Annotated in this window: 19 protein-coding genes and 1 tRNA gene; 13 read left to right on the top strand and 7 right to left on the bottom strand. The window is 65.9% G+C overall.

Features of this window, described 5'->3' with window-relative positions:
- Nucleotides 1-119 precede the first annotated feature (119 nt).
- Entirely contained in the window at nt 120-1049 is a 930-nt protein-coding gene (locus tag M2341_RS05235; protein WP_264574637.1) for a LysR family transcriptional regulator, read from the bottom strand.
- A 125-nt stretch (nt 1050-1174) separates the two neighbouring features.
- Between M2341_RS05235 and M2341_RS05230 the strand changes: the two genes are divergently transcribed.
- Nucleotides 1175-1873: a pirin family protein gene (locus M2341_RS05230; protein WP_264584487.1), complete on the top strand. Its 699-nt coding sequence runs from the start codon at nt 1175-1177 to the stop codon at nt 1871-1873.
- Between the two features lie 66 nt (nt 1874-1939).
- Here the strand turns inward: M2341_RS05230 and M2341_RS05225 are convergent, their stop codons facing one another.
- Nucleotides 1940-2884: a LysR family transcriptional regulator gene (locus M2341_RS05225; protein WP_264584486.1), complete on the bottom strand. Its 945-nt coding sequence runs from the start codon at nt 2882-2884 to the stop codon at nt 1940-1942.
- 100 nt (nt 2885-2984) lie between these two features.
- Between M2341_RS05225 and M2341_RS05220 the strand changes: the two genes are divergently transcribed.
- Entirely contained in the window at nt 2985-4445 is a 1461-nt protein-coding gene (locus tag M2341_RS05220; RefSeq protein WP_264584485.1) for a sulfatase-like hydrolase/transferase, read from the top strand.
- A 48-nt stretch (nt 4446-4493) separates the two neighbouring features.
- Here the strand turns inward: M2341_RS05220 and M2341_RS05215 are convergent, their stop codons facing one another.
- From M2341_RS05215 to M2341_RS05205, 3 genes are read right to left on the bottom strand one after another with little or no spacing between them, the layout of a single operon-like run.
- The gene (locus M2341_RS05215) at nt 4494-5453 is read right to left on the bottom strand and encodes a hypothetical protein (RefSeq protein ID WP_264584484.1); all 960 of its coding nucleotides are present in this window, start codon (nt 5451-5453) and stop codon (nt 4494-4496) included.
- Between the two features lie 3 nt (nt 5454-5456).
- Nucleotides 5457-6452 (bottom strand): hypothetical protein, encoded by a 996-nt coding sequence (locus tag M2341_RS05210; protein WP_264584483.1) that lies wholly within the window; start codon nt 6450-6452, stop codon nt 5457-5459.
- Nucleotides 6449-6937, bottom strand: a complete 489-nt coding sequence (locus M2341_RS05205) for a nuclear transport factor 2 family protein (RefSeq protein WP_264584482.1) — start codon at nt 6935-6937, stop codon at nt 6449-6451. Before M2341_RS05205 ends, M2341_RS05210 begins: the two co-directional genes overlap by 4 nt.
- 288 nt (nt 6938-7225) lie before the next feature.
- Here M2341_RS05205 and M2341_RS05200 point away from each other — a divergent pair, with 288 nt between their 5' ends.
- From M2341_RS05200 to M2341_RS05190, 3 genes are read left to right on the top strand one after another with little or no spacing between them, the layout of a single operon-like run.
- Nucleotides 7226-7963 carry an ImuA family protein gene (locus tag M2341_RS05200; protein ID WP_264584481.1) on the top strand — a complete coding sequence of 246 codons (738 nt, stop codon included), beginning with the start codon at nt 7226-7228 and terminating at the stop codon, nt 7961-7963.
- On the top strand, nt 7845-9419 hold the full coding sequence (locus tag M2341_RS05195; protein WP_264584480.1) for a Y-family DNA polymerase: 1575 nt from the start codon (nt 7845-7847) through the stop codon (nt 9417-9419). Before M2341_RS05200 ends, M2341_RS05195 begins: the two co-directional genes overlap by 119 nt.
- A complete protein-coding gene (locus tag M2341_RS05190; RefSeq protein ID WP_264584479.1) occupies nt 9416-12655 on the top strand; it encodes an error-prone DNA polymerase in 3240 nt (1079 codons plus the stop codon). Before M2341_RS05195 ends, M2341_RS05190 begins: the two co-directional genes overlap by 4 nt.
- Nucleotides 12656-12700: 45 nt before the next feature.
- On the opposite strand, the gene M2341_RS05185 is transcribed toward M2341_RS05190, so the two are convergent.
- Nucleotides 12701-12774: transfer RNA gene (locus M2341_RS05185), tRNA-Cys, on the bottom strand.
- A 200-nt stretch (nt 12775-12974) separates the two neighbouring features.
- Between M2341_RS05185 and M2341_RS05180 the strand changes: the two genes are divergently transcribed.
- The 8 genes from M2341_RS05180 (at nt 12975) to M2341_RS05145 (ending at nt 22635) form a co-directional block, all read left to right on the top strand.
- Entirely contained in the window at nt 12975-13628 is a 654-nt protein-coding gene (locus M2341_RS05180) for a protein-L-isoaspartate O-methyltransferase family protein (RefSeq protein WP_264584478.1), read from the top strand.
- Between the two features lie 20 nt (nt 13629-13648).
- Entirely contained in the window at nt 13649-15097 is a 1449-nt protein-coding gene (locus M2341_RS05175) for a TolC family outer membrane protein (RefSeq protein WP_264584477.1), read from the top strand.
- 23 nt (nt 15098-15120) lie between these two features.
- Complete coding sequence (locus M2341_RS05170) at nt 15121-15702, top strand: DUF2497 domain-containing protein (RefSeq protein ID WP_319801040.1); 582 nt, start codon at nt 15121-15123, stop codon at nt 15700-15702.
- Between the two features lie 291 nt (nt 15703-15993).
- The gene (locus M2341_RS05165; protein WP_264584476.1) at nt 15994-18969 is read left to right on the top strand and encodes a valine--tRNA ligase; all 2976 of its coding nucleotides are present in this window, start codon (nt 15994-15996) and stop codon (nt 18967-18969) included.
- A gap of 18 nt (nt 18970-18987) precedes the next feature.
- Nucleotides 18988-20490 (top strand): MATE family efflux transporter, encoded by a 1503-nt coding sequence (locus tag M2341_RS05160; RefSeq protein ID WP_264584475.1) that lies wholly within the window; start codon nt 18988-18990, stop codon nt 20488-20490.
- Between the two features lie 10 nt (nt 20491-20500).
- Complete coding sequence (locus tag M2341_RS05155) at nt 20501-21253, top strand: SDR family oxidoreductase (RefSeq protein ID WP_264584474.1); 753 nt, start codon at nt 20501-20503, stop codon at nt 21251-21253.
- 97 nt (nt 21254-21350) lie between these two features.
- On the top strand, nt 21351-22238 hold the full coding sequence (gene htpX / locus M2341_RS05150; protein ID WP_264584473.1) for a zinc metalloprotease HtpX: 888 nt from the start codon (nt 21351-21353) through the stop codon (nt 22236-22238).
- A complete protein-coding gene (locus M2341_RS05145) occupies nt 22231-22635 on the top strand; it encodes a metallopeptidase family protein (RefSeq protein ID WP_413715245.1) in 405 nt (134 codons plus the stop codon). Before htpX ends, M2341_RS05145 begins: the two co-directional genes overlap by 8 nt.
- A 246-nt stretch (nt 22636-22881) precedes the next feature.
- On the opposite strand, the gene M2341_RS05140 is transcribed toward M2341_RS05145, so the two are convergent.
- Nucleotides 22882-24408, bottom strand: coding sequence for an ATP-binding protein (locus tag M2341_RS05140; RefSeq protein WP_264585989.1), 1527 nt, complete (start codon nt 24406-24408; stop codon nt 22882-22884).
- Between the last annotated feature and the right edge of the window lie 17 nt (nt 24409-24425).

Genomic DNA, 24425 nt, shown 5'->3' with positions numbered 1-24425 from the left:
GCAGACATCCTCTCCTGTAACGCCGCCGGGTTTATCCCGCTCGTCCGGTGACGCTCGCAGCCCCTAGCCGATTGTTTGCGCAGGAACTTGCCGGTGCGCGCATCCCGTTGCGGCAGGGCTCAGAGATCGATCATCCCTGCGAGTGCAGCATCGGCCCGGCCCTGTTCGACGAACTGTGCGATCAGCCATTCAGCCGCAGGGCCGGGCGGCGTATCCCGACGCCAGATGCCGGCGAAGCGGTAGGTTCCGCCCGGATGATCGGGCATGGCGAGGCGCACCAGCGTGCCGGCGACGAGATCGCTCTCCACCATGGGCAGCGGCATGTTGCCCCAGCCGACACCCTCGCACAGCAGGGCGTGCTTGGCGCCGAGATCGGCCAGCCGCCAGGTCTTGGGACTCAGCACCGAATAATCCTGCCCATCGGTGGCGCGCGAGCGGTCGGTGAGCACGAGCTGGGTGTAATCACGCCCGGCGCCGGGCGCGATCTGCGCCATTTGCCCGAGCGGATGATCGGGCGCGGCGACCGGCACCAGCGGGACCGAGCCCGCCGCGACGCACTCCACCCCATCGGCGCCAATGGCGAGCGGGCCGGAAATGCCGATCATCGCCCGCCCCTCCCGCACCATGGCGAGGACAGCGCCAAGCGCTTCGACATGCAGGCGGAGCTGGACGGTGGGGTATTCGCGCGCGAAGGCGCGCAGCACCGCGCCCAGCCGCTCGGCCGGCAGCATGACGTCGACGGCCAGATCCACTTCCGCCTCCAGCCCATCGAGCAGGCCTTTGACGCGGGCACGCAGCCCGTCCACGCCATGGGCGACGGCACGGGCATCGGCGAGCAACGCCCGGCCGGCAACGGTCAGCTCCGGCTTGCGCGTCCCTTCCCGCTCGAACAGCGTCAGGCCAAGCTGCGCCTCCAGATTGGCGATGCCATAGCTGATGACCGACACAGCGCGGTTGAGCCGCCGCCCCGCCGCCGCAAAACTGCCGCTGTCCACCACCGCGAGGAAGATGCGCAACTGGTCGAGCGTTGGCGTGCCGGGCGCGCTCACTATTCAACTTTCTCGAACATAACGGTCTATTTTATCCCACTGAACAGCAAAGCTCACAAGCCCTAAATCGGTCTCCAACGCCGGACAGAACGTCCGCGACCTTCCCTCTGACAAGGAGACACACAATGATCGACCTTCGCCCCTTCGACAGCCTCGGCGCCGCCAACCACGGCTGGCTGGATGCCCATCACCACTTCTCCTTTGCCGGCTACCATGATCCTGAGCGGGTCCACTTCGGCAGCCTGCGGGTGTGGAACGACGATGCCATCGCGCCGCAGACAGGCTTCCCGCCCCATCCGCACCGCGACATGGAGATCATCACCTATGTCCGCGAGGGCGCGATCACCCATCAGGACAGCCTCGGCAATGTCGGCCGCACGGAAGCGGGCGACGTGCAGGTGATGAGCGCCGGCACTGGCATCCGCCACTCGGAATATAATCTCGAGGATGTGACCACGCGGATCTTCCAGATCTGGATCATCCCCACCCGCGAGGGCGAGCCGCCGCAATGGGGCGCCAAGCCTTTCCCCAAGGGCGAGCGCTCGGGCAAGTTCGTCACCCTGGCCTCTGGCCATGCCGAGGATGAAGACGCCCTGCCGATCCGCACCGATGGCCGCGTGCTGGGCGCGACCCTGCGTGCCGGCGAGACGGCGGACTATCCGCTCGGCAAGGACCGCAAGGCCTATCTGGTGCCCGCCACCGGTGCGGTGCAGATCGAGGACGTGCGGGTGAATGCCCGTGACGGCGCCGCGATCAGCGATGTGGACGTGCTGCGCATCACGGCCATCGAGGACAGCGAAATCGTCCTCGTCGACGTGATCTGACTGCAGGAACGCCGCGCTGCCGAACCCACCGGCAGCGCGGCGTTCGCTTGTCCGCGACGCCGCGCCTCAGTCCGGCATCAGGCCATAGGCGCGGTTCTTGACGACGCTCTCCAGCAACAGCCGCTCGACCGCATCCCGGTCCCCCTGCGCCTCGGCATCCCGCCGATGGAAGACGAGCCGCCAGTCATGCAGGGGGAAGAGCCGCACGATCCGGCCCCGCATATCCGGCGGAATCATGGCGGCAGGAAGGTTGGCGACCGCCTGACCGCGCGCCACCATGGCGATGATCACATCGAAAAATTGCACCCGCGCCACGATGTTGGTGGGCTGCACGCCAAAGGATGCCAGCTTGCGGCGCAGGCGCTGCTCCGCCCCGTCATCCCGCCCGGACGGCAAGGCGAACGGCAAGCGCCCCACCTCTTCGGGAGAGAGCGGCACCTCGCGGCCTGCGGCCAGTTTGCGGTTGCCGAAGATGCCGCCCGACACCCGCCCCAGCGACCGCATCGCTTCCGCCACGGGCTCATCGGCAGGCTGGTGGATCAGCACGAAGTCATAGGTTCCACTGCTGGCCGCGAGTGTCGATTCGTGGCTGGGAATGCGGGTATCGAACTCCAGAACGATGTGGGGATGGGCCGCCAGAAACCTGTCCAGCCTTGGCCGCACATAATGATCAGCGAGGCCCTGCCCCAGCAGGATGCGAAAGCGCACGATCTCGCGGGGGCCGGGCCTGCGCAGGCGGTGTGCTGCCAGTTGATCGGCCGCGCTGGAAAAAATCCTCAGGTCGGCGAGGAAGCGCTCGCCCTCGGGCGTGAGTTCTGGACGCCGCCCCGCGCTGCGGGCCATCAGCGCGACCCCGAGCTGCGCTTCCAGCGCCTTGAACTGGCTGCTCACCGACGCCTGGGAAATGCCCAGCAATTCGGCGCTGCCGGCAAAACTGCGTGTCTCGGCAAGCGTCTCGAAGATCACCAGCTGGCGCAGGGTAAATGGCAGGCTTTGCAGGGCACTCATCATTCAGCCATAACCTGTGCGTTATAAATGCCATTGCCCGTACATCTGTTGCCTCGCCCGTTCAATCGCTGCCACATGAGCGAAAATCAGACGGAGACCCAAGTTGACCGACCTTGATGTGACTCGCCGCAGCGTGCTCGGCCAATCTTTGGGCGTTATCGGCGCCGGCATGGTGGGGGCCGGTTCGACGGCACGGGCGGCGCGGCCTAAGAAGGCATCGGGCAATCGGCGCAAGCAGCCGAACATCCTGTTCATCATGGCCGACGACATGGGCTATGCCGACCTCTCCTGCTACGGCCGGCGTGACTATGAAACCCCGGCGATCGACAGCCTCGCGGCCGACGGGATGCGCTTCCTGCAAGGCTATGCCAATTCCGCCGTCTGCTCGGCGACGCGCACGGGCCTCATCACCGGCCGCTATCAGAACCGCCTGCCCATCGGCCTTGAGGAGCCGCTCGCTCAGCGCCCTGTCGGCCTGCCGCCCGAGCATCCCACTCTCCCGTCGCTGCTGCGGACGGTGGGTTATGAGACGACGCTGATCGGCAAATGGCATCTGGGCGCCCTGCCCAAATATGGCCCGCTCAAGAGCGGCTATGACCATTTCTGGGGCTTCCGGGGCGGCGGGGTGGATTATTTCACGCACAAATATGCCGGGCGCCACGACCTGTGGGACGATGACCGCGAGGTGTTCGAGAAGGGTTATCTCACCGATCTTCTGGCCGAGCGCGCGCTGGAGACGATCAGCACCGCTGCGCAGGGGGACAAGCCCTTCTTCATCTCGCTGCACGTCAACGCGCCGCACTGGCCCTGGGAGGGGCCGGGTGACGAGGCCGAGGCCATCAGGCTGGATGCCGATGGCAAGCCGACGGCGCTGATGCATTATGACGGCGGCTCGCAGCGCATCTATGCGCAGATGGTGACGCGGCTGGACATGCAGGTCGGGCGCATTTTGCAGCGGCTCGACGACCTTGGCATCGCGGACGATACCATCGTGATCTTCACCAGCGACAATGGCGGCGAGCGCTTCGCCGACACCTGGCCGTTCACGGGCCGCAAGACCGAGTTGCTGGAAGGTGGCCTTCGCGTCCCCGCGATCGTGCGCTGGCCGGCCTATGTGCCTGCCGGGGTGACCAGCGATCAGGTGATGATGTCCATGGACTGGCTGCCGACCCTGCTCGCGGCGGCGGGCGGCGCGCCGGACCCGGCCTATCCCAGCGACGGCATCAATCTGCTGCCTTATCTCGCCGACCCCTCCAGCAAGAGCGAGCGGACCTTGTGCTGGCGCTACAAGAATCTGGACCAGCAGGCCTGCCGCATGGGCGATTGGAAGTATCTGAAGATTCTCCAGAACAGCTTCCTGTTCAACGTCGCCGACGATCCGATGGAGCGCGCGAACCTCAAGGACCGGATGCCGGAGAAAATGGCGCAGGTGAAGGCGGCCTATGATGCATGGGACAGCCAGATGCTGCCGCTCGACCCGGATTCATCAACCCATGGCTTCACCGGCAAGGATCTGGCCGATCACTTCGGCGCCAAGATGGAGAATAGCGTCAAGCCGCGCTGACGGGCGTGGCGGGGTAGGCAGGCTCGGGTGTCCTTCGGCCCCGTCCGCTCAGGGTGCCCAGCCCTGCCCGGCCTCATAAGGCAGGCGCGTGAAGATCAGCTCGACCTCGCGCACCTTGCCGCCCCGCACGCCCAGCATCTCGCCGCTGAGCAGCGACATCGGCCCCCTCAGTTTGGCGGGGCAGGTGCGACCATAACCCGGAATGTCGTTGCACTCGGTCCGCCCATAGAAGCGCAGGGAAAACACGCCGAACAGCACCTGCTGTTCCTCATCCACCACCAGAGTGCGGCGCGGCTCGACCTTATCGAGCGTATCGAACAGATGCGCCTCCACCTGCGCCTGACAGCTCATGCTGCCGAAATGCGGCAGCGGTTTGCCGGGAATGGGCGTGATGGGATAAGCCAGTTGCGGGTTGCCGCTCATCGGCATCCGGTTTTCGATCCGCTGGCAATCCGGCGCGAAATGATCGCCTTTGTTGCGCAGCATATTATCGAAGTTCCGGTCGGCCAGTGCGATCATTTCGGCGCGGGACAGGCGCTCGCGCTTGGGCACGATGGTGCGCAGGCCGGCTCTGACCTCGGTCGGCATGGAGGGATGCTGCGGCGCGAATGACCGGCCGATCACCGTCTCGGCTTCCGCGATCCGCCCGGCGACGATCTTGAGGCGCGTGGCATAGCCGACGGTCTTGCCGGCCTCCTTCACTTCTCCCAGCACCGCGACTTGGCCTGCGGCCACATCGGCGGCGCGCGCCTGGTAGCTGCTATAGCCATCCGTCGTCTGCCAGAGCCCCTCGCCCGGCGCCACCGGCACGCCATTCTCGGTGGCGCGAAAGTCCGGTGCGAGATCGAGACCGGCGGGGGTCCCCTGCTCGACGGCGGCAAGATAGCGGTCCACATGCGCATAGAGGCAGGCGCGGTCGCACGCAGGTGCGGCCTCCCGAGCCAGCGTCGGCAAGCCGGTGGAGAGCAGCAGCGCGAGGGCGGTGGCACGCCATGCAAAGCGGATCATCGCTCAGTTCTCCCCGCCGGACCCGGCGTCGCGCAGATCGCCCTGCCAGCCGCTGTCGGCCTCATAAGCGGCGAATTTGAAGATCGCCTCGACCTCGTGAATCTTGCCGCCGCGCACGCCGAGGATTTCCGCATTGAGCAGCGAGACCGGCTGGCGGGGCTTGTCATGGCAGATCGTGCCATAGCCGGGGACCTCGTTGCACCGACCCTTCTTGTACCAGCGCATAACATAGACGCCGAAGACGAGCTGCTTCTCTTCATCGAGCAGGAGGAAGCGGCGCGGCTCGACCGCGTCGAGCTGGTCGAACAGGTGCAGGCTGATCTGCTGGCCGCAGCCCATGCTGCCGAAATGCGGCTTGGGCACGCCGGGGATCGTGCCGATGGGATAGTTGAGCTCCGCATTGCCGCTCATCGCCATGCGGTTCTCGATGCGCTGGCAATCCTCCGCATAGGGGGAGCCGTCGGCCGCGAGCAGCGCGTCGAAATTGGCATTGGCCGTTTGGATCATCTGCTGGCGGGTCAGCCGCTCGGCGGGCGGAACGATATTGCCGAACGACGCGCGCGGCGCCGGCACGATCGACGAGCCAGGCACCCGCCCGCGCCCGAGAATTGTCTCCACCTCGGTGATCTTGCGATCCGCCACCTTGAGGCGCAGCGCGATGGTGACCTTGCCCTCCCCTTCCAGCACCTCGCCGATATAGCCGACAGTGCCGCTCACCGAATCGGCGAGGTCGATGCGATAGGTGCCGAGGCCGGTCGCCGTCTGCCACAGGCCCGCGCCGAGACGGACCTCCTGCGCATCCTCCGTCGCGCGATATTGCGCTGCCATCGGCGCCCGGGCGGGCGCATGCGCGACCATGGCGGCCAGATACTGGTCCATGATCTCGGTGAGGCAAGTGCGGTCACAGGCCGCCGGGGCGGCAGGTCCGGCAGCCATTGCCGGGGCGGCGAGCAGGAGCGCGGCCATCATGGCCAGCGCACGAATGGCGCGCGCGATCATGACTGCACGGGACGCGGGCGGGGCCGGATGCGGGTGATCTTGCCGCATGGAATCTCGTAGAGCAGCACGCCGCGCAACCGCCAGTCATCGCCCGCCTTCAAGGGCCGTGAGCCAAAGTCGGGCCAGTCGCTGGTGGCCTGGAAATGCGCTTCCAGATCGACCCTCGCGCCCTGCGGTTGCACCTCGATGGCGTGCGGGGTGACATGCTCCTGCAGCCCACGGGCATCGACGTCGCGATAAAAGGCGATGATGGCATCGCGCCCCTTGAGATCGGGCCATTTGCCACCTTTCACGAGGACGACATCGGGGTCGTAATAGCTGGTGAAGCAGGCATAATCGCGCGCATTGAAACAGAGGAAATAGCGCTCGAAATCGGCCTTGGTCATGCCGGGCGACGGGCAATTCTCGGCCGCCACAGCCGTTTGAGCGAGCGATCCGAACAGAACAAGCATGAGCGCTTTGCCGACGGCTGACTTGAACCCCATCCCCTCTAACCTCCCCCTCATGACGCAGCATCCGCATGCAGCAGATAAATCGTGATACGTCGTTGTAGTTTATTCCGTCGCGCAGGGCTGCCTTGTCAAGCGAAATGCCCGGCGAGGGAAAACGCTCTTACGGTCGCTTGGAAGAGGCGTGACGGCCAATGATCGTTCGACTCCAGTGGCTTGGGTGGCGATCGGACAAGCTGCCGGAACGATCCCTTGACCCTGCTCAGAATAGGAACATAATAGGAACATATGAGACTCGCCCCTGCCCTTTTATGCGATCACGCGATGCCGGATGCCCCCTCCCGAAAGGCGTTCGGCATCGCCGCGATCGATACGCTGCTGGGCGGCGGGCTGGCGCGCGGGCGGGTGCATGAAGTCTATGCCGCAGAGGTCGACGATGTCGCGGCAGCGGCGGGTTTCGTTGTCTCGCTGGCGACAGGTCTGAGCGAGGCCGACGGCAAGGTGCTGTGGCTCCGCGAGCGACAGGCGAGCCGAAAAGGCGGCGTGGCGCAGGGCCATGGCTGGGCCGAACTGGGCGGCGCCCCCGGCCTGGGGCTGATCGGCACCGTCAGGGACGGCATGGACCTGCTGCGCGCGGCCGTGGATGCGTTGCGCTGCTCTGGCCTGAGCGCAGTCGTGGTGGAAGGCTGGGGGCCGATGCCCGCGCTGGACCTGACCGCCAGCCGCCGCCTGACTCTGGCGGCAGAGAAATCCGGCGTGACATTGCTGCTGCTGCGCCCGGACGCGCTGCCCGTGCCCAGCGCGGCACAGACCCGCTGGCAGGTGGCCGCCGCACCTTCGCTCGCGCTGCCGGGCAATGCGCCCGGACTGCCGACCTTCGATGTGACCTTGCTGCGGCAGCGTTCCGGCCCTTGCGGCCTTTCCTGGCGGCTGGAGTGGGACCGTGACCGACGCTTGTTCCGTGAAGCGGCGCTATCTGGCGCTGTGGTTTCCGCTCCTGCCCACAGAAAGGCTGCGGATTCAGCAGGGGGTCGACAGCGCGGGGACCGGCGGGCAGCCTGACGGGCCGCTGGTCCTCGTCGCCAAGATCAAGGGCGCATTGCGGCTGTGCGCCGTCGATGCGCAGGCCCGCGCGCTCGGCATCTCGCCGGGCCAGACGCTGGCCGATGCCCGCGCGCTGCAGCCCGACCTCATCGTGGCCGACATGGACGAAGAGGCCGACCGCCACTGGCTGCAGCGGCTGGCCCGGCATTGCATCGCCTGGTCACCGCATGTCACCCTCGCCCCGCCCAATGGGATAACGCTGGATATTGCGGGAAGCGACCATCTGTTCGGCGGCGAGGCCGGTCTGGCCGCGCAGGCCGAGGATGCCTTCGCCGCGATTGGCATGAGCGTGTGCATGGCCACAGCCTCTACCGCGCAGGGCGCGCAGGCGCTGGCCCGTCATGCCCGCCTGCCCGTCACCAGCGAGCGGGAGGCGCTGCGGGCACTGCCCGTGCTGGCGCTGGGGCTGGACGAAGAGGCGACGCTCGCCTTGCGCCGGGCCGGGCTGAAGACCATCGGCGATCTCGCGTCACGGGCCGCCGCCAGCATCGCCGCGCGGTTCGGGGCGGACGCGGTGACCGCCTTGCGCCGCCTGCTGGGCGAGGAACAGGCGCCGATCGATCCGCTCGCACAGCCCGAGCCGCTCCATTTCGAGCGCCGTTTTGCCGAGCCGGTCGCCTTGCAGGCCAGCATCGCCGCCTGTTTTCTCGAGCTGCTGCGCGAGGCGGCCCGGACACTCGATGAGCGCGGACTGGGTGGCCGGCGCTTCGTGCTGACATTGTTCCGCAGCGATGGGGCGCGCCATCGGCTGGCAATCGAGACCGGTCTGCCCACGCGCGATCCGGCGCCGGTGTTGCGCCTGTTCGACGAACGCATCGGCACGCTGGCCGATCCGCTCGACCCCGGCTTTGGCTATGACCGCATCACCTTGTTCCTACCCGTCACCGAGCCGCTCGGCACCAGCCAGCCGGCTCTGGATGGCAGCGAGCAGGATGCCGGCGCGCTGGCCGATCTGATCGACCGGTTGAGCACCCGCCTGGGGCCGGCCAGCCTGTGTCGCCTTGAGCCGCAGGACAGCCATATTCCCGAACAGGCGCAGCTTGCTTTGCCCGCGATCCATGCCCGCGCGCCCCTTCCATGGCCCACGCCGCCGGTGGGCGAGCCGCCCTTGCGCCCGCTATTCCTGTTCGATCCGCCCCAGCCGGTGGAGGTGATCGCGCAAGTGCCGGACGGCCCGCCGCACCGCTTCCGCTGGAAACGCAGGCTGCACGAGGTGCGGCTCTATGAAGGCCCCGAGCGGATCGCCTCCGAATGGTGGCGGCGCAAGGGCGGCGAAGCCCCCGGCAAGGCCGGGCTGACACGGGACTATTACCGGATCGAGGACGTGCGCGGGCGACGCTACTGGATCTTCCGCCACGGGCTTTATGATGAAAAGCCCGATCCGAACTGGTATCTCCACGGGCTGTTCGCATGAGCGACCCGCCCCCTTTCGCAGAGCTGGTCGCGGCCACCAATTACAGCTTCCTGCGCGGCGCTTCGCATCCCGCGCATATGGTGGCGCAGGCCCATCATCTGGGCATGGCCGGGCTGGGCATTGCGGATCGCAACACGGTGGCAGGCGTCGTGCGCGCGCATGTGGCCTGGCGGGAGATCGGCGGGCCTGCCACCGGTTTCCGCCTTGCTGTCGGCGCGCGGCTGGTCTTTGGGGATGGGACGCCGGATATCGTCGCCTATCCCGCCACCCGCCATGGCTGGGGACGGCTGACACGGCTGCTGACGCTGGGTAACCGCCGCGCGGAAAAGGGTGATTGCACGCTCAATCTGCCGGATCTGCTCGATCATGCCGACGACCTGCTGCTGATCGCCACCGGGCGTGACCGGAGCCTGTTGGAGCGGCTAACGGAGGCGCGTCCCGGCGCGGTGTGGCTGGCGGCGACCATGCAGCGCAGCGGAGCGGATGCGCGGCGGCTGGCGCAAGCCCAGGCGCTGGGCGCGGCGTGCGGCGTGCCTCTACTCGCCACGTGCGATGCGCTCTACGATCATTCCGACGCGCGACCGCTGCACGATATCCTGACCTGCATCCGCGAAGGCACGACCATCGCTGCGGCGGGCCGCCGCCTGCTGGCCAACGCCGAACGCCATCTCAAGCCCCCTGCCGAAATGGCCCGCCTGTTCCGCACGTGCCCCGAAGCCGTGACGGCCAGCACGGACATCCTCTCGCGCATCGCCTTCACGCTCGATGATCTGCGCTATGAATATCCGCACGAACCGGTGCCCGAAGGCTGGCAACCGCAGGCCTGGCTGGAACATCTGGTGCAGGAGGGTGGCCGCGAATATTTCCCCGATGGCCTGCCCGAAAAATACCAAGCGGTGCTGGATGAGGAATATGCGCTGATCCGCAAGCGGAACTACGCTTATTACTTCCTCACCGTGCACGATATTGTGCGCCATGCCCGCAGCCTCGAGCAGCCGATCCTGTGCCAGGGCCGGGGCAGCGCGGCCAATTCGCTGGTCTGCTATTTCCTCGGCATCACCCCGATCGATCCGGTGCGGGAGAAGCTGCTGTTCTCGCGCTTCCTCTCGGAAGAGCGCCACGAACCGCCCGATATCGACGTGGATTTCGAGCATGAGCGCCGCGAGGAAATCATGCAGTATATCTATGCCCGCTATGGTCGCGAGCGGGCGGGCATTGCGGCCACGGTGATCCACTATCGCCCACGCAGCGCGATCCGCGAAGTGGGCAAGGCGCTGGGCCTGACCGAGGACGTGACCGCGCGGATCGCCTCGACCATCTGGGGCTCCCCCGGCGGCAGCCGGGTACCCTCCCCGCGGATCGAGGAGGCCGGATTTGATCCTGACAATCCCGAAGTCGGCCGCCTGCGGACGCTGGTTGAGCGCCTGCTCGAATATCCCCGCCATCTCTCTCAGCATGTCGGCGGATTCGTGCTGACCGAGAGCCGGCTCGACGAACTGGTGCCCATTCACAATGGCGCCATGCCCGATCGCACCTTCATCGAATGGGACAAGGACGACATCGACGCACTGGGCCTGATGAAGGTGGATGTGCTGGCGCTCGGGATGCTGACCTGCATCCGCAAGAGCTTCGACCTGCTGCGCACGCATGGCCTGGCGGACCTGACGCTGGCCACGGTGCCGCGCGAGGACAAGGCGACCTACGCGATGCTCCAGCGCGGCGACAGCATCGGCACCTTTCAGGTCGAAAGTCGTGCGCAGATCGCCATGCTGCCAAGGATGAGGCCCAAGGAGCTGTACGATCTGGTCATTCAGGTGGCGATCGTCCGCCCCGGGCCGATCCAGGGCGGCATGGTCCATCCCTATTTGCGCCGCCGCAACAAGGAGGAGGCCGTGGTCTTTCCCAGCCCTGCCCCGCCAAACGATCCCAACGAGCTGCGCGAGGTATTGGGCAAGACATTGGGCGTGCCGCTGTTCCAGGAACAGGCGATGAAGCTGGCCATCGTGGCGGCCAAGTTCACGCCGCCCCAGGCCGATGGGTTGCGGCGCGCCATGGCCACCTTCCGCCATCACGGAACGGTGCATAATTACCAGAGCCTGCTGGTCGAAGGCATGGTGGCGCGCGGCTATGAGCGGGACTTTGCCGAACGCTGCTATCAACAGATTGAGGGCTTTGGCGAATATGGCTTTCCCGAAAGCCATGCCCAGGCCTTTGGATGGCTCGCTTATGTCTCATCTTGGCTGAAATGTCGCCATCCGGCCGCGTTCACCTGCGCCCTGCTCAACAGCCAGCCGATGGGCTTTTATGCGCCCGCGCAACTGGTGCGCGATGCGCAGGAGCATGGCGTGGAGATCCGTGCGATCGACGTGAATGCAAGCGAATGGGATAGCACGCTGGAAGGACCGGCCGGCAGTGCGCTGGCGCTGCGGCTGGGATTTTCACGCATCGACGGCTTCCGGCAGGGATGGGCCGATACGATCGCACAGGCCCGGCAGGAGGGCGCGTTCGTTTCTATTGAAGATCTCGCCCGGCGGGCCAGCCTGCCTCCCCAGGCGTTGCGCAAGCTGGCCGATGCTGATGCTTTTGGCACGCTGGCGGAGTCGCGCCGCGATGCCTTGTGGGAGGTGCGTCGCACGCCGCCCACCCAGCTCCCCCTGTTCGCCTTTGCCGATGCGCCGGAACTCGGCCGCGAAGCCGATCCGCGCCTGCCCGCCATGCCGCTCTCCGAGGAAGTGGTGGCCGATTACCAGACCGCGCGCCTGTCATTGAAGGGGCATCCGATGCAGTTTCTGCGCGCTGCGCTGACCCGCGAAGGCGTGCGATCCTGCGCGGCCGCCAATGCGCTGCCCGATGGCCGCAGGACGCGCGTCGCAGGCGTGGTCCTGACCCGGCAGCGGCCCGGCAAGGGCAATGCCGTGTTCATCACGATCGAGGATGAAACGGGGATCGTCAACGCGCTGCTGTGGGCACGCGATCTCGACAAGCAGCGCCGCGCCGTGATGGCCGCGCGCCTGATGCTGATCGAGGGTGAAATCCAGAAGAGCAAGGAAGGCGTGGTCCACCTGATGGTCCGGCGGGTGATCGACCGCACGGCGATGCTCGATGACCTCGCCGATCATCCCCCCATGGCCCCGCAAACCGCGCGCGGCGACGAAATCCGCAACCCCCAGCGCCCCCGCCTCAATGGCCATCCCCGCAATGTCAGAATTCTGCCAAAATCGCGCGACTTCCACTGAGGCCCGTTTGGGGCATGTGTGTGTGTGTGTGTGTGTGTGAAGTCCTGGAGGCCCGAGCCGGAATCGAACCGGCGTATACGGATTTGCAGTCCGCTGCGTCACCACTCCGCCATCGGGCCTCGGGGGTGGTCGAGGGAGGGCGGCTAGCTCAATTCATTCGGCAACGCAACTTGCTTTGCGCCATGACGGACGGGACAGGTGCGCAGACTGCGTAGGGGCATTAAAAAACTTTTCACTGTGCGGTGCAAAAAAGCTAGAGAGGCTGGCAAAGCCAATTACTGTATTGCTCATACAATACAGCCATGTCATCAGGGAGCTTATGACCGAGCAGACTTTCAAGGCGATGCGCCGTGCGATGGTGGAAAGCCAGTTGCGCACCAGCGACGTCAACGATCCTGTGATCCTCGAAGCGATCCTCGCCGAACCGCGCGAACTCTATGTGCCGCAGGAGCGGCGCAGCGCGGCCTATATCGATCGGGCCGTGCCGCTGGCCAATGGCCGGGCGCTCAACCCGCCGCTTGCCACCGCGCGCCTGCTGGTCGAAGCCGCCCCGCGCGCGGGCGAGAAGGTGCTGCTGGTCGGCGCGGCGACCGGCTATGCGGCGGCGCTGCTCGCGCGGCTTGGCTGCACTGTGGTCGCGATCGAGGACGATGACGCGCTGTTCGCCCACGCCAAGGCTGCCTTGGCCGGTCATGCCGGCGTTACGCTGCAGCAAGGACCGCTCGCCGCCGGCTTCGCGCAGGGCGCGCCTTATGATCTGCTGTTCGTCGATGGCGCCATTGAGGAGCTGGACGAGGCGCTCATTGCGCAATTGCGCATCGGTGGCCGCGCGGTGTTCGCCCGGCTGGAGCGCGGCGTGACGCGCCTGTGCATCGGCACGCGCACCACCGGCGGCTTTGGCGCACGCGCCTTCGTGGATTGGGAGGCCGTGCCCCTGCCCGGTTTCGCCCGGCCCAAGACCTTCACATTCTGACCCGGAAGCCTCGACCGCTTATGCTCATCCGCCGGACCAAGCCCCTCGCGATGCTCGCCGCTCTGCTGAGCACCAGCACCCTCCCCGCCCAGGCCGAGACGCTGCAGGAAGCGCTGGCCGCGGCCTATCGGGACAATCCGACGCTGACCGCGGCGCGGGCCGGCCAGCGGGCGACGGACGAGAATTTCAACATCCAGAAGGCCAATGGCCTGCCGGATGTGGGCGTCTCCTCCACCTACAACGAGTTCGCCCATGAGCGCCCGCTCAATCCGCTGGCGCCCTCCCGCTCGCTTACGACGCTGCTGAGCGTGAGCGTGCCGGTCTATTCCGGCGGCCGGGTGCGCAATGCGCTGGCCGGCGCGCGCGAGCGGATCGAGGCCGGGCAATATGATCTGCGCGCCACGGAGCTCTCCATCTTCTCGCAGGTGGTGGCGGCCTATATGGACGTGATCCGCGCGGAGTCCGTTGTGGGCCTCAGCCGCAACAATGTGCAGGTGCTCGAGGTCAATCTGCGGGCGACCAACAATCGCTTCCAGGTCGGCGATCTCACCCGCACGGACGTCGCCCAGTCCGAGTCGCGCCTTTCGCTGGCCCGCGCGGACATGCAGACGGCCGAAGCCTCGCTGATCGAGGCGCGCGAGCGCTACATCCAGCTGGTCGGCCACGAGCCGGTCGACCTGCAGACCCCGCCGCAATTGCCCGGCCTGCCCGCGACGCCTGACGAAGCCGTCGATGTCGCCATGGCCCAGAATCCCGATCTGCTCGCGGCCCGCAACATCCGCGAAGCCGCGGCCTATGACGTGCGCGTCGCCAAGGGCCAGCGGCTGCCGACGGTCTCCGCCTTCGCCAGCGGCCAGCATTATACCGATCTCGCCTCCCGCGGCGGCGCCAACGAGGCGCAAGACAGCGGTCAGGTGATCGTCGGCGCGCGCCTTTCCCTGCCGCTCTATCAGGGCGGCCGGCCCGGCGCGCAGGTCCGCCAGAGCCAGGCCTATCAGCAGCAGGCGATAGAAACCGAGACCGCCGTCGAGCGCAGCGTGATCGCGCAGACCCGCTCGCTCTATTCGAGCTGGCAGGCGAGCAATGAAGTGATCGCCTCCAATCGCGTGGCGGTGGATGCCAGCGGCCTCTCGCTGCGCGGCGTGCGCGCCGAAAACAGCGTGGGCACCCGCACCATCCTCGATATCCTGAACGCGGAGCAGGAAAGCTTCATCGCGAGCGTCCAGCTCGTGACGGCAGAGCGCAATGCCTATGTCGCGGCCTTCTCGCTGCTGGCCGCGATGGGCCGGATCAACCCGACGGACTTCGGCATCGCGCCCGAGCAGGTGATCAACCCGGCCGACAACTTCCAGCGCGTGAAGGGCAAGTGGTTCGACTGGGACGATGACGCCAAGCCGGCGCCCATTTCGTCCCGCACGGTTGACTCTGCCGCCCAAAACGCGACAGTAAACGCTTCAGACACCAACTGAGCGCAGGAACCATGATGGGGGCGATGCAGAACGAGCCGTCGATGGAGGAAATTCTCTCTTCCATCAAACGGATCATCGCCGAGGAGGACGGCCTTTCCGCGACGCCGCGCGTGCCGCGCCGGGCCGCCATGGCGAGCGTGAGCGCCAGCCTGGATGACCAGATTCTGGAGCTGACGGACGCGCTGCCCGGCGACAATGCCGACGGGGCCGAGAGCGACGACTCGCATGAGGAGCCGATGATGAGCGCCCCCGCCAAGCCCGCCCCGGCCGCTGTGGAGCAGAAAGCCGAGCCAAAGAGCGCCGAGTCTAAAAGCAGAGCCGCCGCCAAGCCGCGCGCGGCAGCGGCGTCCGCCGATGGCGCACCCGCTGTTTCCGCGCCGGCCTCCACGCTCGTCTCGGACGAGAAGGCCCGCGCTGCCCGCGATTCGCTCGTCAACCTCTCGCGGCTGCTCATCAGCCCGGAAGACAGCCAACCCAACACGGTCGAAGGCCTGGTGCGCGAGATGCTGCGCCCCATGCTCAAGGAATGGCTGGACGAGAACCTGCCCGGCATGGTCGAGGCCATGGTGAAGCGCGAGATCGACCGGATCACCGGCCGAGTATGATGGCCGGGCCGCGGCCCTCCATCGCAGCGGTTCGGCAGATTTGAGAGCGACAGTTCCGGCTCGCAACATCAGATAAGCATCTGAGCGTCACCGGACGACTGCATTCCCTTTCGGATGGAACGACCAGTGCTCCTGCGAAGGCAGGAGCCCAGGGCGCATGGCACCGCCCTTCCCCGCCCTGGACTCCCGCTTTCGCGGGAGAACAATGTACGCGAGGTGGCGCAACGCCGCCTTCCTCTCCCCCCGCGCACCCACTGGCGCGGCGCGGCAAGACTGATTAAGGCCCCAGCCATGACGAACACGCCCATCACCGAGCTTGCAAAGACCTTCGATCCCGCCGCAATCGAGGCGAAATGGTATCCGCATTGGGAGCAGACCGGCCAGTTCCGCCCGGCCCGCCCGGATGCGCAGCCCTTCACCATCGTCAATCCGCCGCCGAACGTCACCGGCAGCCTGCACATCGGCCACGCGCTCGACAACACGCTGCAGGACATCGTGATCCGCTACGAGCGGCTGCGCGGCAAGGATGCGCTGTGGGTGGTCGGCACCGACCATGCCGGCATCGCCACGCAGATGGTCGTCGAGCGGCAGATGAACGCGAAGGGCGAGAAACGCACCGATTATACTCGCGAGGGCTTCGTCGAGAAGGTGTGGGAATGGAAGCATGAGAGCGGCGGGACGATCACCGGCCAGCTTCGGCGCCTGGGCTGCTCGATGGACTGGAGCCGCGAGCAGTTCACCATGGACCCGCATTTCACCCGCGCCGTGGTGAAGGTGTTCGTCGATCTCTACAATCAGGGCTTGCTCTATCGCGACAAAAGGCTGGTGAACTGGGACCCGGGCCTCAAGACCGCGATCAGCGACCTTGAGGTGGAGACGCGAGAGGTGAAGGGCGGATTCTGGCACTTCAAATATCCGCTTGCCGATGGCGTGCGCCTCGATGGGCCGGGCGTTGAGGGCCAGGACTACATCGAGGTGGCGACCACCCGCCCCGAGACGATGCTGGCGGATATGGCCGTGGCGGTGAACCCGCTGGACGCGCGCTACCAGTCCGTCATCGGCAAGCATGTCATCCTGCCGATCACCGGGCGTCGCGTCCCCATCGTCGCTGATGAGCATGCCGACCCTGAGCTGGGCTCGGGCGCGGTGAAGATCACGCCGGGCCATGATTTCAATGACTTCGAGGTCGGCAAGCGCGCCGGCATCGCGCCCGCGCAGATGCTCAACATGCTCGATGCGCATGCGAATGTCGTCCAGACCGCTGATGGTCTCGTTCCCGCCGACTTCATCGGGCTGGAGCGCTTCGAGGCGCGCAAGCTGGTGGTGGAGCAGCTGAAGGCGCTGGGGCTCCTCATCCCCCACGTCACCCGCGACAAAGAAGGCAACGAGACCGAACACGACGCCGAACCCCGCACGATCCAGACGCCCTATGGCGACCGCTCCGGCGTGGTCATCGAGCCCTGGCTGACCGACCAATGGTATGTCGACGCCGCGACGCTGGCCAAGCCCGCCATCGAGGCGGTGCGCTCGGGCGCGATCGAGATCGTGCCGAAGAGCTGGGAGAAGACCTACTTTAACTGGATGGAGAACATTCAGCCCTGGTGTGTGAGCCGGCAGTTGTGGTGGGGGCACCGGATTCCGGCGTGCTTCGGGCCTAAGATGGAGAACGGCAGAGCCAATCCATTCGAGCTGCATCACTTTGTGGGTTCGGATGATGAAGTCATCAGACAGCAAGCTAAAGCTTACTATGGAAGCCACATATCAGTTTACATTGTTGAATATGAGCAACGGAACGATTTCCCGACCGACTTGAGCGAAGAAGACCGAGTTTCTGGAGATTTCGTTAGTCTGCATCGAGACCCAGACGTTCTCGACACATGGTTCTCCTCCGCCCTGTGGCCCTTCGCGACGCTGGGCTGGCCGGAAGACGCATCCCCTTCTCCGTTCGGTTCGAGCGAAGTCGAGAACCCGAAGGACAGCGCTGGCGGTGTCTCGACTTCGCTCGACACGAACGGTGGGTTTGGTGCGGGCAGTGCGCGGTCACTGGTAGAGCGCCATTACCCCAACGACCTCCTCATCTCCGGCTTCGACATCCTGTTCTTCTGGGATGCGCGCATGGCGATGCAGGGCATTCGTTTCATGAAGGACGTGCCGTGGAAGCGGCTGTACCTCCATGGTCTGGTGCGCGCGGCGGATGGGCAGAAAATGTCCAAGTCCAAGGGCAATGTCGTCGATCCGCTCGGCCTCATCGACCAATATGGCGCCGATGCGCTGCGCTTCTTCATGGCCGCCATGGAGAGCCAGGGCCGCGACGTGAAGATGGATGAGAAGCGCGTCGAGGGCTATCGCAACTTCGCCACCAAGCTGTGGAACGCGGTGCGCTTCGCCCAGTCGAACGGCATCGGCGCGAGCGAAAGCGTTGCCGCGCCCGCCGCCACGCTGGCGGTGAACAAGTGGATCATCGGCGAAGTCGTCAGCACTGTGGCCGAGCTGGACAAGGCGCTGGCCGACCTGCGTTTCGATGCCGCCGCCAATGCCATCTACCATTTCGTGTGGGATCAGTTCTGCGATTGGTATCTGGAGCTGATCAAGCCAGATTTGATCGAAAATGCTGACATCTACCCCGACCAAGCGAAAGAAATTCGATCGGTCGCAGGCTGGGTGATCGATCAGATTTTGGTGATGCTTCACCCCTTCATGCCGTTCATCACCGAGGAGCTATGGCACGCGCAGGGCGCACGGCCCTATGACCTGATCGTGGCGCAATGGCCCGCCCCTTCCGCAAAACTTGATCCCAATGCCAGCGAAGATATTGACTGGCTGATACGCACCGTAAGTGCCATTCGCGCGACCCGTGCGGAATTGGGCGTTCCACCGGGTGCTAAACTGACAGCTTTCATCCGAGATGCCGACGTCGTTACTGTCCGCCGTGTAAACACCTTTTACAGCGCCCTCAGGCGACTAGCGCGCATCGAAAACAGCTACTTTGATGAGCCACCTCAGGGGGGCGCGGCACAGGTGGTCGTGGACGAAGCGACCGTCGTCCTCCCGCTCGAGGGTGTCATCGACATCGAGGCCGAACGCGCTCGGTTGACAAAGTCCCTTCATGCCGCGCAGAAGGAGGCCAAGTCGCTCGAGGGGCGCCTCGCCAACCCGGCATTTGTCGAGAAGGCCAAGCCCGAAGCGGTCGATAAGGCGCGTGCCGACCATGCCGAGAAAGTCGCGGAATTCCAGCGTCTGGAGGCTGCTCTGACGCGTCTTGGATAAGGACGTGGGCACGAAGCGATGAGCGAGACTCCATCATGGGACGATTCGGGGGAGCGGCGCCCAGCCGCAGACCCCGATGCGGAGGCGCTGGTCGAGGATAGTGGCCTCGTGCCCGGCCCCCGCCATATCCGTGGCGGGCGGGATCTGACGAGCGGGCCGATTTTCGGCACGCTGGTGCTCTTCACCCTGCCGACGCTCGCTTCCAACATCCTCCACACGCTCAACGGCTCGATCAACTCGATCTGGGTTGCGCATTTCCTGGGCGAAGCGGCGCTCGCCGCCACTGCCAATGCGAACATCATCATGTTCCTGATGTTCTCGCTGATCTTCGGCTTCGGCATGGCGGCCAATGTGGTCGTCGGGCAGGCCTTCGGGCGCGGCGATCTGCGGGCCGCGCGCCACGCTTTCGGCTCGGCGATCGGCTTCTGCCTCGGCATGGCATTCGTCATCGCCATCGGCGGTTTCCTGTGGTCGGACCGCATCCTCGCCTTGCTCTCCACGCCGCCGGAGGTCTTCCGGCTCGCCCGCGCCTATCTCCACTTCGTTTTCCTCGGCCTGCCCGGCGCGATGATGTTCGTGATGCTGATGATGGGCCTGCGCGGCAGCGGCGATTCCATGACGCCGCTGTGGTTCATGATCCTCACCGTCTTGCTGGATATCCTGCTCAACCCGGTGTTCATCCTCGGCCTTGGCCCGGCGCCGGAAATGGGGATCGCCGGCTCGGCCTTCGCCACCGCCGTCGCCAATTATGCCGGCCTGTCGGCAATGGTCGCCTATATCTACTGGCGCGACCTGCCGTTGCGGCTGCGCGGGGCTGAGTGGGGCTATCTCAAGCCCGATTGGGCGCTGCTGCGGATCGTCGCCGGGCGCGGCGTGCCGATGGGGCTGCAGATGGTGATCTTCTCGCTCTCCACGCTGGTCGTCATCGGCTTCGTCAACCGCGAGGGCACGACCACCGTGGCCGCCTTCGCCGCCGCCCAGCAGTTGTGGAACTACATCCAGATGCCGGCCATGGCGGTCGGCGGCGCGGTTTCCGCCATTGCCGCCCAGAATATCGGCGCGGGCAAGTGGGACCGGGTGGAGCGCACCACGCTGGTTGCCGTCGGCGTCAATCTGGCGATGACCGGCAGCCTCATCATGCTCGTCATGCTGTTCACGCGGCCCATCCTCGCCCTGTTCCTGGAAGGCGGCGGCGACGCCATCGAGATCGGCCGCCACATGATGAACATCGTCAACTGGAGCTTCCTGCTGTTCAGCGTGACCACGGTCATGTTCGGCACGATGCGCGCCAATGGCGTGGTGCTGGCGCCGCTGTTCATCCTCACCTTCTCGCTGTTTCTGGTGCGGATCGGCTTCTACTTTGCCAGCTATCCCTATCTGGGCGCGGATGGGCTATGGTGGAGCTTCAACGCCTCCGCAGCCGTCTCCTTGCTGCTCGGCTGGTCCTATTATCGCTGGGCGCGCTGGCGGGAGGCGAGCCTGGGGATGCCGGGCAGCGCGCCGGTTCACAGCGCAGGGTGAGGGCAAGGATATGATGCGCGTTCTGGTCACCGGCGGCGCAGGCGGCATCGGCCTCGCCATCGCCCGGCGCTTCCATGCCGAGGGGCATCGCGTGCTGATCGGCGATGTGGACCGGGACGCCATCGACAAGGCCCTTGCCGCGCACCCCGGCATGGTGGGCGCGCGGTGCGATGTGTCGCAGGTCGCCGAGATCGACAGCCTGTTTGAAGGTGTCTCCGCGCATCTGGGCGGGCTGGACGTGCTGGTGAACAATGTCGGCATCGGCGGACCGACCGCACCAGCGGAAGAGCTGCCCAGCGCTGACTGGCGCGCGGTGATGGACATCAACCTCACCGGCACGTTCGAGGTCACCCAGCGGGCGATTCCATTGCTCAAGGCCAGCGGAGGGACGATCATCACCCTGTCGTCCGCCGCCGGGCGCTATGGCTATCCCAACCGCATTGCCTATGCGACGAGCAAATGGGGCCTCATTGGCTTCACCAAGACACTGGCGATGGAACTCGGGCCGTTCGACGTGACCGCCAACGCAATCCTGCCCGGCGCAGTCGGCGGCGAGCGGTTCGACCGGGTGATCGCGGGTCGCGCGACCGTGAGTGGGCGCAGCGTGGCGGAGGAAACCGCGCTCGGCCTTGCATCGCAATCGCTCAAGCGCATCGTGCCGCCCGAGCATGTCGCCGATCTGGCGCTGTTCCTCACGACACCGGCCGGGCGCTCCATCTCCGGCGCGGCGCTGCCGATCGACTGCGATCTCCAGCACGGCTGAGCGCCAAATCCACCTCGGCTCCCATTGCGGGCAAACACCGGTCCACCTACATATTGGCAAGGTCTTTTCCGGGTTTTTCCTCAGGGAGTTGAAGACGTTGAATATGATGAAGACGGCCATGCTGCTGGCAGCGCTCACCGCGCTGTTCATGGCTCTGGGTTATATGTTCGGCGGCACAGGCGGCGCGATGATCGCGCTGCTGGTCGCGGCAGGCATGAACCTGTTTACATACTGGAATGCCGACAAGATCGTCCTGCGCATGCACAACGCGCGTGAGGTCGACATGGCTTCCGCGCCGGATTTCTACGGTATGGTGCGCGATCTCGCCCGCAATGCCGGCCTGCCGATGCCGCGCGTCTACATTGTGGAGGATCCCAGCCCCAATGCCTTCGCGACGGGCCGCAACCCGCAGAATGCCGCCGTTGCTGCCACCACCGGCCTGCTGCACATGCTGGACCGGGATGAAGTCGCGGCGGTGATGGCGCATGAACTGGGCCATGTGCGCAATCGCGACACGCTGGTGATGACCATGGTCGCGACCATTGCCGGCGCCATTTCGATGATCGCCAATTTCGCGCTGTTTTTCCGGGGCGGCAATGGCAATGGCGGCAACCCGTTGGCAGCGATCCTCGCCGTGCTGGTCGCGCCCTTTGCGGCGATGATCGTGCAGATGGCGATCAGCCGCACCCGCGAATATGGCGCGGACAAGGCCGGTGCGGAGATCAGCGGCAACCCCCATGCGCTGGCCTCTGCCCTCGCCAAGATCGCCGGCGCGGCGCAGCGCCGCCCGACACAGGCGGTGGCGCAGAACCCTGCGGCCGCGCAGCTCTACATCGTGCCGACCAGCGTCTCGGAGCTGTTCTCGACCCACCCCAAGACCGAGAAGCGGATCGCGGCGCTGCAGGCCATGGGGCCGGGCAGCAGCGCGCGCCCGGCGGCCGTCCGTCGTGGGCGCTCGGCGCTGGACCCGCTCGCGCGTGACTGAACCCCTGCGCCATGCGCCGGACGCCGCCGTGCTGGAGCGCCTGGCGCGTCAGGCCATTGCGGCAATGCCGGCGCTGTTTCGGCAGCATCTCGATGGCATTGCGATCCAGATCGAGGAGTTCGCCGAGCAGGAGGTGCTCGATGAGCTGGGCATCGAAGACCCTTGGGAGCTGACCGGGCTTTATCAGGGCCATGCCCTGACCGAGCAGAGCATCTGGTCATCCGGCGATCTGCCGCCGATCATCCGCCTCTACCGCCGCCCGTTGCTGGAAGAATGGGTGGACAGCGGCGTCGCGCTGGATGCGCTGATCGCCCATGTCATCGTCCATGAGGTGGGCCACCATTTCGGCTTTTCCGACGAGGATATGCACGCGATTGAGGACGGGTTGGGGAGCTAGATGGGGCGTCGTCCTCCTATCCCTCCTCCCTTCGTGCTGAGTAGGCTCTGAGTAACGCCGCAGGCGGGTAGCGAAGAGCCGTATCGAAGCAGCGCAGCGGTGGCGTCCTTCGATACGCCGCTTCGACTGGCTCAGCGGCTACTCAGGATGAACGGGGTTTTGCCCAATTGATCTGCCGAAGGGCGTTGACGCGCTGGGCTCCTGCCTTCGCAGGAGCACTGGTTTAACTGGGAGTTGCGCGCCCTCTCAACGGCCCTGATTACGCCAGCGGTTGATGGTGCGCTCAAGGATTTCTTCCTCGCCGCCGGTCTGGCGCCACAGGTCGGAGAAGACCGGGTCCGCCGAAGCGGGACGGCGGACGGCTTCGAGATCATCGAAGGCGACGCGGATCGGCACGGTGACGCCCTCGCCGCAGACGATGCACTCGCGGTTGCGCAGGGCCGGGATCGAATCGAGGAAGCCGCGCGAGCCCTCCGGCATCGCTGCCTTCACGAAATGCTGATCGCGCTCGTTGTTGAGGCGCATGGCGATCAGCGTGCCGCATTGCGAGAGCACGCCCTCGGCAAGATCGGACGGGCGCTGCGTGATCAGCCCCAACGACACGCCATATTTGCGCCCTTCCTTGGCGATCCGTTCGAGGATCTTGCGGACGCTCTGCCCGGCCTCGATGTTGCTGGAGGGGATGTAGCGATGCGCTTCCTCGCAGACGAGCAGGATCGGCTTCTGTTCCTCGTCCCGCGCCCAGATGGCGAAATCGAAGATCAGCCGCGCCAGCACCGAGACGACGACATGGGTGATCTCGGACGGCATGGCCGAGGTATCGACGATGGAGATCGGCTTGCCCATCGCCGGCAGACGGAACACCTTGGCGAGAAAATTCTGCATGGAATCCGCCACCAGCATGCCTGAGAACATGAAGCTGAAGCGTGGGTCCGCCTTGATCTCGTCCAGCCGGGTGCGCAGGCGCAGATAGGGCAGCGAATTGGTGCTCTTGTCCAGCTTGCCCATCTCATTGGCGAGGATCGCCGCGAGATCGGAGAGCAGATAGGGCACGGGCGAATCGACCGTCAGCCGCCCGATGCCCTCCGCCAGCCGGCTGCGGCCGCGCGCGGCGAGCAGGCACTTGGCGAGAATGTCACAATCCTGCGCGCGCTCCGGCCCCTTTGAGGTGACGAGCACTTCGCAATGTTCCTCGAAGTTCATCAGCCAGTAGGGCAGTTCGAGATTGCTGGTATCGTAGACCGCGCCATTGCCGGCGAAGGCGGCGCCATATTCGCCATGCGGATCGATCATCACGATATGGCCCTGCGGCGCCATGTCGCAGATGCGGTGCAGGATGAGCGCGGCGGAGGTGGACTTGCCGGTGCCGGTGGAGCCGAGCAGCGCGAAATGCTTGCCGAGCAGTGCATCGACCAGCAGCGAGGCGCGGGTGTTGGCGGTGGGGTAGACCGTGCCGATCTCGATCCGCGCCTGATCGTGGGCGGAATAGATCTCCAGCATATCCGGGCTGGACACGGGATAGATGGGCGTGCCGGGCACCGGGAAGCGGGTGACGCCACGGCGGAAACGGAAGATGCGTCCGGTCAGCTGCTCCTGATCGCCCTCCCCGACAAAGTCGATATCGGCGAGGATGTGCGTCGCGGAGCGGGAATCGAGCGCCAGGGTGCGCACCGTCGCGACGATCCAGCAGGCGCCGACCCGCATCTTGAGCTGGCTGCCGACCTGCCCGCCCATGGCGATGCTGGGGTCGCTCTCCCCCGCCAGCTGCTCCATGGCGGCAATGTCGAGCA

Source organism: Sphingobium sp. B7D2B (assembly GCF_025961895.1).
Lineage (GTDB): Bacteria > Pseudomonadota > Alphaproteobacteria > Sphingomonadales > Sphingomonadaceae > Sphingobium.
Note: the sequence above shows the minus strand (reverse complement) of the source record. Positions and strands in the feature narration are given on the sequence as shown.